Annotated in this window: 10 protein-coding genes; 4 read left to right on the top strand and 6 right to left on the bottom strand. The window is 74.7% G+C overall.

From position 1 onward, the window contains the following. Nucleotides 1-2 precede the first annotated feature (2 nt). Together AC07DO_RS29100 and AC07DO_RS29095 are read left to right on the top strand one after the other, a co-directional pair. On the top strand, nt 3-3,737 hold the full coding sequence (locus AC07DO_RS29100; protein ID WP_479063689.1) for an SAV_2336 N-terminal domain-related protein: 3,735 nt from the start codon (nt 3-5) through the stop codon (nt 3,735-3,737). A gap of 26 nt (nt 3,738-3,763) precedes the next feature. Next, the gene (locus AC07DO_RS29095; protein ID WP_479063688.1) at nt 3,764-4,264 is read left to right on the top strand and encodes an NUDIX domain-containing protein; all 501 of its coding nucleotides are present in this window, start codon (nt 3,764-3,766) and stop codon (nt 4,262-4,264) included. Nucleotides 4,265-4,328: 64 nt separating this feature from the next. Here AC07DO_RS29095 and AC07DO_RS29090 read toward each other — a convergent pair whose 3' ends face one another. The 6 genes from AC07DO_RS29090 to AC07DO_RS29065 all read right to left on the bottom strand — a co-directional run bounded on the left by AC07DO_RS29090 (nt 4,329) and on the right by AC07DO_RS29065 (nt 11,566). Beyond that, the gene (locus tag AC07DO_RS29090; protein ID WP_479063687.1) at nt 4,329-4,832 is read right to left on the bottom strand and encodes a methylated-DNA--[protein]-cysteine S-methyltransferase; all 504 of its coding nucleotides are present in this window, start codon (nt 4,830-4,832) and stop codon (nt 4,329-4,331) included. A 37-nt stretch (nt 4,833-4,869) separates the two neighbouring features. Further along, the gene (locus AC07DO_RS29085) at nt 4,870-6,630 is read right to left on the bottom strand and encodes a DNA-3-methyladenine glycosylase 2 family protein (RefSeq protein ID WP_479063686.1); all 1,761 of its coding nucleotides are present in this window, start codon (nt 6,628-6,630) and stop codon (nt 4,870-4,872) included. 75 nt (nt 6,631-6,705) lie between these two features. Next, the gene (locus tag AC07DO_RS29080) at nt 6,706-7,227 is read right to left on the bottom strand and encodes an O-acetyl-ADP-ribose deacetylase (protein WP_479063685.1); all 522 of its coding nucleotides are present in this window, start codon (nt 7,225-7,227) and stop codon (nt 6,706-6,708) included. Continuing rightward, a complete protein-coding gene (locus tag AC07DO_RS29075; RefSeq protein ID WP_479064175.1) occupies nt 7,224-8,636 on the bottom strand; it encodes a phytoene desaturase family protein in 1,413 nt (470 codons plus the stop codon). Before AC07DO_RS29075 ends, AC07DO_RS29080 begins: the two co-directional genes overlap by 4 nt. 136 nt (nt 8,637-8,772) lie before the next feature. Next, nucleotides 8,773-9,600 carry an inositol monophosphatase family protein gene (locus tag AC07DO_RS29070; protein ID WP_479063684.1) on the bottom strand — a complete coding sequence of 276 codons (828 nt, stop codon included), beginning with the start codon at nt 9,598-9,600 and terminating at the stop codon, nt 8,773-8,775. A 127-nt stretch (nt 9,601-9,727) separates the two neighbouring features. Beyond that, nucleotides 9,728-11,566, bottom strand: a complete 1,839-nt coding sequence (locus AC07DO_RS29065) for a gamma-glutamyltransferase family protein (protein ID WP_479063683.1) — start codon at nt 11,564-11,566, stop codon at nt 9,728-9,730. Nucleotides 11,567-11,763: 197 nt separating this feature from the next. Here AC07DO_RS29065 and AC07DO_RS29060 point away from each other — a divergent pair, with 197 nt between their 5' ends. After that, complete coding sequence (locus tag AC07DO_RS29060) at nt 11,764-12,039, top strand: DUF6480 family protein (RefSeq protein ID WP_479063682.1); 276 nt, start codon at nt 11,764-11,766, stop codon at nt 12,037-12,039. A gap of 186 nt (nt 12,040-12,225) precedes the next feature. Beyond that, nucleotides 12,226-12,552, top strand: coding sequence for a plasmid stabilization protein (locus AC07DO_RS29055; protein ID WP_479063681.1), 327 nt, complete (start codon nt 12,226-12,228; stop codon nt 12,550-12,552). Nucleotides 12,553-12,681 lie beyond the last annotated feature (129 nt).

Here is a 12,681-nt window from a genome sequence, read left to right as displayed (position 1 = left end):
GCGTGCGGGGCGAGGACCCCGCCGAGCGGCTGCGCCGGGCGCTCGCGGTGTTCGCGGAGGGCGGCGTCGGCCTCGCGCGGGAGGAGCTCCTCGACGCGCTGTGGCTGGCGGCACGGCTGCCCGAGGGAGCGTCGAGCGTCCTGGCACGGGCGGCGCGGGCGGCCGCGCCCGGCCAAGGGGCCGACGACGACGATGCCGGGTGGCTGCCGCGGGCCGAGGAGCGGCCCGGGGAACGGGAGGCCGACCGGACGGCTCCGCGTCCGCGGGACCCGGTCGAGGACGTGCCCGCGGCGCGCCCCGACGCCGACGAACCGCTCACGGACCAGGACGCACGGACCGCACGCGGCAGACCCGCCGGTGCGGTGGCCCGCCGCACGACGGCCCCGGCCCGCTCCCCGCTGTTCGGCGGCGCGGCCCCCGGCCCGCGGCACGGCGCCGGCGCCGGCGCCGTCAACGTGCTGCCCGTACGCACGCCCGGCACCCGCGCCACCGGCTCCCGGCAGCTGCAACTCGCGCGGGCGCTGCGACCGTTGAAGCAGACCGTGGCCGACCACGGGCGGTGGGAGCTCGACGAGACGGCCACCGCCGAATCGACGGCCCACAGCGGTCTCACCGACGCCGTGCTGCGCCCCGCCCGGGCCCGCTGGCTGAACCTGACGCTGCTCGTCGACGACGGTGCCTCCATGCTCCTGTGGCAGCAGCTCGCCCTGGAGACGCGGCTGCTCCTGGAACGCAGCGGTGCCTTCCGTGACGTACGCGTGCACGGCCTGGACACCCGCAGCCCCGGGGCCCCGCTGCTCGGCCGGCGCCCCTTCACGGCCGGCACCGCCGTACTCCCGCCCGCCACCGCGACGGATCCCGGCGGCAACACGCTGATCCTGGTGCTCAGCGACGGCGTCGGCGCCGCCTGGCACGACGGGCGCATGCGTGCGCTCCTCGACCAGTGGGGGCGGTGCGGCCCGACCGCGGTGCTGCACGCCCTGCCCCCGCACCTCTGGGACGGCTCCGGCATCCGGGCCGAACCCTGGCGGATCACCAGCAGACGGCGCGGCGCGCCCAACCTCGCCTGGGAGGTGGCGGATCCGGTGCTGCCGCCCGGGGTCGCCGCGTTCGACGACGTGGCGGTCCCCGTGCTCGCGCCGGAGCCGGGGGCGGTCGGCGCCTGGGCGGACCTCCTCGCCTCCCCCGGGGCGAGCGCCGTGCTGCCGCTGCTGCGTGCTCCCCTCCCCGCGGCCCCGGAGCCGCCGCCCGAACCGGACACGCAGCGACGGGTGTTGCGGTTCAGGGAGACGGCCTCCCCGGAGGCGTACCGCCTCGCCGCCCACCTCGCCGCCGTCGCGCCGGTGTCCGTGCCGGTGATGCGCCTGGTGCGGGACGCGCTCGGCCCGGACGTGACGACCGGGCACCTGGCCGAGGTTTTCCTCAGCGGTCTGCTGCGGCGCTGCGACGGCGACACCGCTCTCGCGCCGCAGCACCGGAGCTACGACGTCACGACCGGCGTCCGCGACATCCTCCTGGGCACCGCCCCGGTCCGCGAACTGCTGCGCACCAGCCGGGCGGTGACGGACCGCCTGGGTGAACTGGCCGGCCGGTCCGCCAACTTCCCCGCCTGGCTCGCCCACCCGGACGGGTCGGAGCGGGCCGGGCGCGAGGGGCGGCCGTTCGGCTGGGTCGACACCCGGCTGCTGCGGAGGCTGGGGGTCGGCACGACGGGGACGACGCTCACGCCGGCCGCCGACCCCGGACTTCCCGCGTACGTCGACGCCCCGGGCTCGCCGTGGCGGTCCCTGCAACCGGAGAACCCCCGACAGGCGGGTCCCTGGAGGCTGTTCGCCCGGCACGTCGACGCGCGGACGACCGACGGGATGTTCCTCGGGCGGCGCGGGCAGGGAGAGGTCGCCGCGCTCAGGCTCGTCCGGTCCGGTTCCACGCGCCGGGCCTCCCTGCCCCGGCAGGCCGAGGTGCTGCGCATGCTGCGCGGCGTACGGGCGCCCCGGCTCGTCGATGTCGACGCGGGCCCGGAGCCGTCCTGGCTGGCGTGCGAACTCCAACTGACGGACGGGCTGCCCACTCCGAGCCTCACGAGCACCGGCCCGGACAGCCGCTGGTTCACCGACCCGTTGGAGTTCGCGCTGCTCGGCCGTGGCATCGCGACAGCGCTCGCGGACGCCCATGTACGGGGATTCCTGCACGGCGACCTGACACCGAACCGAGTGCTGCTCGCCGGGGACGATGTGTGCGTGACCGGCTGGTGCGTGCAGGAGCACACCGACGGCGTCGCGCACGACATCTCCAAGCTGGGCCTGACCCTGCTGAGCGCGGCGGGCGGCGACGTCCCCGAACCCTTCGCGCCGTTGCTGCGGCGCTACTCCTCGCCCCTGCTCGACGAGCGGCCCACCGCGGACGAGGCCGCCGCCGTCTTCGACGCGTACATCGCCGCACACGCCCCGGCCCCCGCGCCGCGCGGTCCGGACGACGACGCGTCCCTCGCCGTGCCCATCGGTCTGGACCCCCACGGCGCCGAGGTCTTCCTGGACTTCCGCGCCATGGGCCCGCACGGCGTCGTCCAGGGCACGACCGCCGACCGTTCCGCACTCCTCGAGGGGATCGTCGGCGGGCTCGCCGCACGGCACTCGGCGGGCTCGGTGCGCTTCCACCTGCTCGACTCGACCGACCGGTTCCTCCTCTCGGCGAGAACCGGCACGCTGCCGCACATCGTGACCGGCGCCGCACCTCTCCTGGCGTCCGCCCTCGACACCGAGCGCGCCCGTCGCCGCGAACTCATCGCCGCCGCGCGGGCGGCGGGCGCCCCGCGCCCGGCCCTGACCAGCCTGATCGTGGTCCTCGAAGCGCCAAGCCTCGGCAGCGACCTCGGCTGGCTCGAGGACCTCGACATCCACCTCCTGCTCGTCGAGGGGCCCGTGCGGGGACCGGTCGACCTCGACTTCCGCATCGACCTCGCCGCGGCCGACGGCCCGGTCCTCTTCCACTCGCGCGCACCCCGGCACGGCGTCCCCTTCCGCCTGCCGCTCCCGCGGCGCCTCCCCCAGGAGGCCGGATGCGCGGAGGATTTCCGCCGGGTCATGGCCCTCGCCGGCCCGGGGAACAAGCACAACACCCTCGACAACCTGAAGCGGATCAGAGCCCGCGAGCTGGAACACCTCGGCCCGGACCACCCCCAGGCGCTCACCACGCGCTGCGAGATCGGCCGCGTGGAACTCGCCCTCGACCGCCTCGACGAAGCGCTGGAATCCTTCTCGGAGTGCGCGACAGGCCGCGACACGGTACTCGGCAGGGGGCACGCCGACACCCTGACCGCGCACCAGCTGCGTGCCTACGTGCTCCACCACCTGGGGCGCTACGAAGAGGCGTACACGATCTGCCGCACCGTGCTGCGGCTGTGGGGGAACCTCCGGGACGAGCGGCACCCCGACGTCCTGCTGTGCCGGCACAACCTGGTCGTCGCGCTGGCCGCGCTGGGCCGCCACCGGGAAGCCGTGCCCGAGGCACGCGCCACGCACGAAGGGCGTCGGTCCGCTCTGGGCGACGACCACCCCGACACCCTCGCGAGCGGTCACGAGCTGGCGGTCGCGCTCAGCGGCGCCGGGCACCGGGCCGAGGCCCACGAGGTCGCGTCGGCCGTCCACGAGGCACGCGCACGGGTCCTGGGCCCCCAGGCCCCCGCCACTCTCGCCACGCTGCGCGTCGTGACGGCCGCGCGGGCCCACGAGATGTGACCGCCGCCCCCGGCTACCCTGCCCCCGTGACCATCCAGGACTACACCACGTACATCGCGGGACTCCCCCGCGTCCTCGTCGGGGCCGCCGCGCTCTTCCGCGACGCGGAGGGCCGGGTGCTGCTCGTCGAGCCCAACTACCGCGAGGGGTGGGCGCTGCCGGGCGGGACCGTGGAGTCGGACACCGGTGAGACACCGCGGCAGGGCGCGCGCAGGGAGACCCTCGAGGAGATCGGGCTCGACGTCGAACCCGGGCCGCTGCTGGCGGTGGACTGGGTGCCGCCGGGCCCCCTGCGACCGCGGCCGCCGCTGGTGGCGTACCTGTACGACGGCGGGGTGCTCGGCGCCGCGCAGCTGGAGTCGGTCACGTTGCAGGAGGAGGAGCTCCTGTCGTGGCGGCTGGTGGCGCCCCAGGAGCTCGCGGAGTATCTGCCGGGCGAGCTGGGGCGCCGGGTCGCCGCCGCGCTCGACGTACTGGCGCACGGCAACGGTCCCGCGGAGCTGGAGGACGGGCACCGGGTCGGCTGACCAGCCGGAGAACGGGCGTCGGGGCGGCCGACCAGCCGGAGAACGGGCGTCGGGGCGGCCGAGCTCAGAACAGCGCGTCCTCGGCCGCCTGCCCCGCCCCACCCTCGAAGGCGAGTAGCCGCTGCTTGCGGTCGAGGCCGCCGCCGTACCCGGTCAGGCTGCCGTTGGCGCCGATGACGCGGTGGCAGGGCACGATGACGCCGATGGGGTTCTTGCCGTTGGCGAGGCCGACCGCGCGTGAGGCGTTCGGCTTGCCGAGGGCTTCGGCGAGTTCACCGTACGTACGGGTCTCGCCGTAAGGGATGCGCCGCAGTTCGTCCCAGACCGTGCGCTGGAACGGGGTGCCGTCGAGTCGTAGCGGCACGTCGAACTCCGTCAACTCCCCGGCGAAGTAGGCCTCCAGCTGACCGATCGCCGCGCCGAAGGGTGCGGGGTCGCGGTCGCCGAAGGTCTCCTCGGGCGGGCGGTGCCGCTGTTCGGTCATGTAGAGGCCGCTGAGGACGCCGTCGGTGGCGACGAGGGTGAGGGGGCCGTAGGGGCTGTCGATGAGGGTGTGCAGGCGTTCCATGGGTACGTTCCTTCAGCGAGGCCGCTGTGCGGGGATGTCATGCGGGGATGACGTTGATGGGGTGGGCGTCGGTGGCCCACAGGTACTGCACCGCGTACGCCCGCCAGGGTCGCCAGGCCGCGGCGCGCGCGGTGAGCGCGGCGGGGGTGTGCGGCAGCCCCAACTCCTGTGCGGCACGCCGGATGCCGAGGTCGGAGGGGAGGAACGCGTCCGGGTCGCCGAGCGCGCGCATCGCGATGACCTCGACCGTCCAGGGGCCGAAGCCGGGGAGCTCGGTGAGGCGGGCACGTGCCTCGTCCCAGTCGCTCTCCGGGCCGAGGCGGAGGCTGCCGTCGGCGAGGTGCCGGACCAGCGTGGTGAGGGTGGCGCGGCGGCTGCGGGGCAGGGCGAGGGTCTCGGGGTCCAGCGCGGCGAGCTCCTCCGGGGCGGGGAAGAGGTGGGTGAGCCCGCCCTCGGGGTCCTCGACGGGCCGCCCGTGCGCGGTGACGAGCCGGGCGGCGTGGGTGCGGGCGGCGGCGGTGGAGACCTGCTGGCCGAGGACGGCCCTGACGGCGAACTCGGCCTCGTCGACGGTGCGCGGCACGCGGCGGCCCGGGGCCTTGTCGACGAGCGGCGCGAGCAGCGGGTCGTCCCTCAACTGGCCGTCCACGGCGGCCGGATCGGCGTCCAGGTCGAGCATGCGGCGGCACCGGCTGATGGCGATGGTCAGATCGCGCAGGTCGGTGAGGGAGAGCCGGCAGCCGATGTGGTCGGGGTGCGGGGTGAGCGCGACGATGCCGTGCCCGTAGGGAAGGTCGAGCGTCCTCCGGTACGCCCCGTCCCGCCACTCCTCGACGCCGGGCACGGCGGTGGCGATGAGGTGCCCGAAGAGGTTGTCGGGGTTGAGCGGCGCACGGAACGGCAGCCGCAGGGTGAGGGTGCCGCCTGCGGTGGCGGGCGGGACGGAGGCCGGGGCACCGCCCTCGGTGGCGGGCGGGACGGAGGCCGGGGCACCGCTCTCGGAGGCGGGCGGGACGGAGGCCGGGGCACCGCTCTCGGTGACGGGCGGAGTGAAGTCCGGGGCGCCACTCCCGCCGCCGGGCGAGGCTCCACCCGCGCCGCCGGGCGAGGCTCCACCCGCGGCGCCGAGCGCGGCCCCGGGCCGGTCTCCAACCCCGGCACCGGGCCGGGCACTGCCCGCTGGGCCACCCGCGGCGCCGGGTGAGGCGGCGTTGCGTTTCGCGGTGGGGAGGCGCTTCGGCGTGCGCGCTCGCAGGTCGCCCGGGGACAGGGCGAAGACCTCGCGCACCGTGTCGTTGAAGGTGCGGATCGAGGCGAATCCCGCGGCGAAGGCGATGTCGGCCATGGGCAGCGTGGTCGTCTCGATGAGGAGGCGTGCGGTCTGGGCGCGTTGGGCCCGGGCCAGGGCGAGCGGTCCCGCGCCGAGTTCGGCGCGCAGTTGCCGTTCGACCTGCCGGGTGCTGTAGCCGAGGCGGGCCGCGAGGCCGGGGACGCCGTCGCGGTCGACGACGCCGTCCCCGATCAGGCGCATCGCGCGGGCGACGAGGTCGGCCCGCTGGTTCCACTCGGGAGAGCCCGGGCTGCTGTCCGGCCGGCACCGCTTGCAGGCCCGGAACCCCGCCTGCTGGCAGGCCGCGGCGCTCGGGTAGAACGTCATGTTCTCGGCCTTGGGCGGTACGACGGGGCAGCTGGGACGGCAGTAGATCCGCGTGGTCACGACGGCCGTGAAGAACCAGCCGTCGAAGCGGGCGTCCTTCGACTGAACGGCGCGTACACAGCGCTCTGTGTCGGTGTGCATGCTCCCAGCTTCGCGGATCCCGCCCGGCCGCGGCTGGCGGAAATCCGACATCGACGTTGCCCTGACCGGGGCGCGCTAACGGCCCGCGGCCGCCGCGAACGCGTCGTACGCCTCCTGCCCGAACAGCACGAACCGCACCTCGTCGAACCGCTCGGGGTCCGCCGCCTCCCGCACCGCCCCGACGGCGATGCGCGCCGCGTCCTCCAGGGGCCAGCGGTAGACGCCGGTGGAGATCGCGGGGAACGCGACCGTACGCGCCCCCAGCTCCGCGGCGACCCGCAGCGACTCGCGGTGGCAGGAGGCGAGGAGCTCGGAGCGGTCCTCCGTGGCGGACCAGACCGGGCCGACGGTGTGGATCACATGTCCCGCGTCGAGCCGCCCCGCGGTGGTGGCGACGGCGCGGCCGGTGGGCAGCCCCTTGCCGTAGTGGGAGGCGCGCAGACGTCGGCAGTCGGCGAGGATGTCGGGCCCGCCGCGCCGGTGGATGGCGCCGTCGACCCCGCCGCCGCCCAGCAGCGAGGAGTTCGCGGCGTTGACGACGGCGTCGACGTGCTGTGCGGTGATGTCGCCCTGGACCAGGGTGATCGGCACGGTCACGGTGTGCTCCTGAGCATGCGCCACACGGCCTTCGCGGCGTTGTGCCCGGACATGCCGTGCACCCCCGGGCCGGGAGGCGTCGCGGACGAACAGATGAATACGGCGGGGTGCGGTGTCGCGTACGGGAAGAGGGAGAGCTTGGGGCGCAGCATCAGTTGCAGTCCGCTCGCCGCGCCGCAGGCGATGTCGCCGCCCACGTAGTTCGCGTTGTGTGCGGCGAGCTCGGGCGGGCCCGCCGTGGCGCGGGCGAGGACACGGTCGCGGAAGCCGGGGGCGAAGCGTTCCAGCTGCCGCTCGATGGCGTCGGTCAGGTCGCCCTGCCAGCCGTTGGGCACGTGACCGTACGCCCAGAAGACGTGCTTGCCCGCCGGAGCGCGGGAGGGGTCGACGACGCTGGGCTGCACGGTGATCAGAAACGGCGCGTCGGGCGCCCGCCCCTCGCGCGAGGCGGCGCGCAGCGCGACGCCGATCTCCTTGCTGCTGGGGCCGATGTGCACCGTCCCCGCGGTCCGCGGCTCCTCGGCGGTCCAGGGGACGGGGCCGTCGAGCGCGTAGTCGATCTTGAAGGCGCTCGCGCCGTACCGGTACCCCTCGTACGCACGGCCGAGCCCCGCGATCCTGGCGAGGGCGGTCGGTGAGGTGTCGAAGACGTAGGCGCGGGCGGGCGGCAGGTCGTCGAGCCGCTTCACTTCGTAGTCCGTGTGGACGGAGCCGCCGAGGTCCTTCAGATACGCGGCGAGCGCGTCGGAGATCGACTGCGAGCCGCCACGCGCCAGGGGCCACCCGCGGGCGTGCGCGGCCAGCGCGAAGACCATGCCGACGCCGCCCGTGACGATGCCGTCGAGCGGCGCGATGACGTGTGCGACGAGCCCCGAGAACAGCGCGCGGGCCCGGTCGTCCCGGAAGCGCCGCATCAGCCACGTCGACGGCGGCAGCCCGGCGAGTCCGAAGCGGGCGAGGGTCACGGGGTCGCGCGGCAGCGAGCTCATCGGCAGGGACATGAAGTCCCGCAGCAGCGTGTCCCACTTGGGCAGGAAGGGTTCGATCAGTCTGCGGTACGCCCCCGCGTCGCGCGGCCCGAAGGAGGCGGCGGTCTCGGCGACGGAACGGGACAGGACGGCGGCGGTACCGTCCGGGAAGGGGTGGGCCATGGGCAGCGGAGGCTGGAGCCACTCCAGTCCGTACCGGTCGAGGGGCATGGCGCGGAACGCCGGGGAGTTGATGCCCAGCGGGTGGGCGGCGGAGCAGGGGTCGTGCCGGAAGCCGGGGAGCGTCAGCTCCTGGGTGCGCGCCCCGCCCCCGACGGTGCTCTTGGCCTCGAAAACGGCCACGGAGAAGCCGCGGCGGGCCAGCTCCACGGCAGCGGTCAGCCCGTTCGGTCCCGCTCCCACGACGACGGCGTCAAGCATCGACGGCACCCGGACTCCTTTGTCAGCCGACAGCCTCTGCCGCCCAGGATAGGACGGACGACCTGCGCCCTCCCTCGAGCCCCTCTCAGGTGCGGGCCGCGAGGAGCCCCGCGAGGAGCCCCGTGATGGAGCGGCCTCAGGCGCCGGCCGCGAGGAGTCCCGCGATCCTGCGGGCCGTGGCGGCGTCGCGGGCCGCGGTGAACGGCAGGGCGTTGCCCCCGCCTATCCGGAACGGCTCCCCCGTGAGCGTCAGGTCGGCGCCGCCGGCCTCCGCCACGAGCAGCAGCCCCGCGGCGTGGTCCCAGGCGAGCTCCCACGAGAAGGCGATGGCGTCCAACTCGCCCCGGGCGATGGCGAGGTACTCGAGGCCCGCGGATCCGCAGGGCCGCGGGCGCACACCGTCGGTCACGAGACCCAGCAGGGCCTGCTTCTGCTCCTCCGTGGTGAAGTCCGGGTGGGAGGTCGCCACGTCCACGTCGGCGCCGGGCGCGGGCGCGCCCGCCACCAGCCGCTGCCCGTTCAGCCACGCGCCCCGACCGCGGACCGCGACGGCCATCTCGTCCAGCATCGGCGCGTACGTCCACGAGGCCTGCACCTCGCCGCCCACCGCGAGGGCGACCAGCATGCAGAACCCGGGGTTCCCGTTCACGAACTGGCGCGTTCCGTCCACGGGGTCGACGATCCAGACGGGCGCGTCTCCGTGTATCGCCTCGTAACGCGACGGGTCGGCGTGCACCGCTTCCTCGCCCACGACGACCGAGCCGGGGAGCAGGGCGGCGAGGTCGACGGTCAGCTGCTCCTCCGCGCGGCGGTCGGCGACGGTCACCATGTCGTGCGGGCCGCTCTTCTCCACGACGTCGCCCTCGGCGAGCTGCCGGAAGCGGGGGGTGACCTCGGCCGCGGCGGCCTTCCGGAGGGCTTCCTCCACGTCGCGTACCCCGTGCGTCAAAAACTCTTCGATCATGCCTCCCATGAGAGCACGCCCCACTGACATCCCGTACGTCCGAGCCGAACGTGGGGTTAACTCCCGGGGAACCCCTGGGGCGAACCCTTGGGGCGCCGTCCTCCGGGGGCGTGCCCCGCCAGGAACCTCATCGCCCCACCGCATACCCCTGCATCCCCCGCGCATTGGCCGCCGCCGACAGCACCCCGGACCCCGGCTCCCGCGCCACCGCGCACAACCGGCCCTCCGACCACGCGCCCCCGACCGTGACCACGTGCCCCCTCCGCCGCAGCTCCTCGATCACCTCGGGGGACGTGCGGGACTCGACCGTGAGGCTGCCCGCCCGCATCTCGCGCGGGTGGAAGGAGCCGGGGAACGCCTCCGTGTGCCAGTTGGGCGCGTCGATCGCGCCCTGGAGGTCGAGTCCGCCGCGCACCGCGTCCCGCATGACCACTCCCAGGAAGAAGTGGACCTGCCACTGGTCCTGCTGGTCACCGCCGGGCGTGCCGAAGGCCAGCACGGGCACCCCGTCCTTGAGCGCCAGTGAAGGGGACAGCGTCGTGCGCGGCCGCCTGCCGGGGGTGAGGGAGTTCGGGAGCCCCTCCTCCAGCCACGTCATCTGAAGCCGCGTGCCCAGCGGGAAGCCCAGTTCCGGCACGACGGGGTTGGACTGCAGCCAGCCGCCGCTCGGCGTGGCGGACAGCATGTTCCCCCAGCGGTCGACGATGTCGATGTGACAGGTGTCGCCGCGGGTTCCCCCGTCACCGGCCACGGTCGGCTCCCCCGCCCCCGCCATCGCCGTACCGCCCCACACGTCCGCCCCCGGCGTGTCCCCCGCCGCCACCGCGAGCGCGTGCGCGGAGAGCCGCGGCTCGCGCCCGCCGGGCGCTCCGGGCCGCAGGTCGCGCGACGCCTTCTCCCCGACGAGCCGCCGCCGCTCCGCGTTGTACTCGGCCGACAGCAGCTCGCCCACGGCCGCGCCCTCCGCCGCCGCGTCCCCGTACCAGGCCTCCCGGTCCGCCATCGCCAGCTTGCAGCCCTCGACCAGGAGGTGGACGTATTCCGCGGATCCGTACTCCGGGAGCTCCGCGACGCTCCCCGGCAGCAGCGCGAACTGCTGAAGGAACGCGGGTCCCTGGCTCCACGGGCCCGCCTTGCACAGGGTCCAGCCGTTCCAGTCGTACGTGACGGGAGCCTCGTACGACGCCTCCCACCCGCGCAGGTCGTCCGCCGCGAGCGTGCCCACGTGCCGCGCGCCGCTCGTGTCCATGGTCGGCCGTCCGGCCTGCCGCACGAGCGCCTCGGCGATGAATCCGCCGCGCCACACCTCGCGCGCGGCCTCGATCTCCGCCACGCGCGCCGCGCCGCCGGATTCACCGGCCGCCGCCTCGGCCTCCGCTATGAGCCGCCGCCACGTCGCGGCGAGCGCGGGATTGCGGAAGAGCGCGCCGGGCCGCGGGGGCCTGCCGCCGGGCAGGTAGACATCGGCCGAGGACGGCCACTCCCGTTCGAAGAGTTCCCGCACCGTCTCCACGGTCTCGCAGACCCGCTCCACGGGCGCGTGCCCGTCCTCCGCGTACCCGATCGCGTACTTCAGGACGTCCGCGAGGGACTTCGTGCCGTGGTCCCGCAGGAGCAGCATCCACGCGTCGAAGGCACCGGGCACCGCCGCGGCGAGCGGCCCGGTGCCGGGGACCAGGACGAGGCCGAGCGAGCGGTAGTGGTCCACGGTCGCGCCCGCGGGTGCGACGCCCTGGCCGCAGAGGACGCGCACCTCTCCCCCCGCGGGCGCGAGGATGACGGGGACCTCGCCCGCGGGCCCGTTCAGATGCGGCTCGACCACGTGCAGGACGAACCCGGCGGCGACGGCGGCGTCGAACGCGTTGCCTCCGTCCTCCAGGACGGCCATCGCGGACTGCGAGGCGAGCCAGTGGGTGGACGACACCATGCCGAAGGTGCCCTGGAGCGTGGGGCGGGTCGTAAACACGGTGCCTCTCACCTCGTCGTTTCTGCATAGGGCCCTGAGAGACGCTCAGGACGAACCATGGGAGCGATCCGGGGAGTTCGGGCCCGAGCCCTCGTCACCCGCTCCCCGGCAGGCTATCGATCACCCTGCGCCCCCTTCTCCCCACATCGGCCCTGCTGAAGAGGTGAGCAGGCGGACCACATGGAAACTTGGATGCCATGACTCCCTCCCAGCACCCGGACGAGGCTCCCGATCCGCGGCGACCGGACCCGGACCCCGACCCCGATCCGCGGAACTCCACAGGACTGGAACCCGGCGGGAGCGTGCCTCCGGGGGAGACCCCGCCGGCCGAGAGCAGCATGCCGGGCGCGGGGCCCGAGGAGACGCACAACCCCCCGAAAGGCTGGGCCAAGGGGCCGCTGACCTTGGTCATCGGCCTCGCGGTGCTCATCGCGGCGTTCTTCCTCGTCTACGCGATCGTGCTGCTGCTCTGACGCGTGGACGGAGGGGCTCGGCCTCCTCATCCATTCGGGCGCCGTCTGCTCGCACACGTGCCGTGCCCCGCTTCGGATGGACGCATCGGGACCGGGTGAGAGCCCGACCGGAGGGTACGCGGAAAGCCCGTGGCGAGCGGACGGGGTCGAAGGGCCGGTCCGCCATCGGTGTGGAAGGAGAGCGTCATGCCGCAAGGTTCCAGCTCGAAGCGGGAGCGTCAGTACGAGCACATCAAGGAAGGCGCGGAGAAGCGGGGCACTTCCGAGGGCCGCGCGAAGGAGATCGCCGCGCGCACCGTGAACAAGGAGCGGGCTCGCTCCGGCGAGTCGAAGTCCGCGAGCAAGACGTCCACCAAGGACAAGAAGTCCGCCCCGCAGCGTGGCGGCGAGCGCTCGCACAGCGGTTCCGAGGGGCCGACGAAGGATCAGCTCTACGCGGAGGCGAAGAAGCGCGGCATCGACGGCCGGTCGACGATGAACAAGCAGCAACTGGCCAAGGCACTGGGCCGCTGACCGAGGGCCCGGAGCGGGGCGGTGGGGGGGGGGAGGAGGGGGATCGTCGGAGTCACCGCCCCCCCCTGTTTTCCACCCCTCTTCGGCAGCAACGCTTCCCCGATGTTTCTGAGAGGTGTGCTTTTTTTT

The organism is Streptomyces sp. NPDC045678 (genome assembly GCF_056432085.1).
This window is presented reverse-complemented; position numbering and strand designations above follow the sequence as displayed.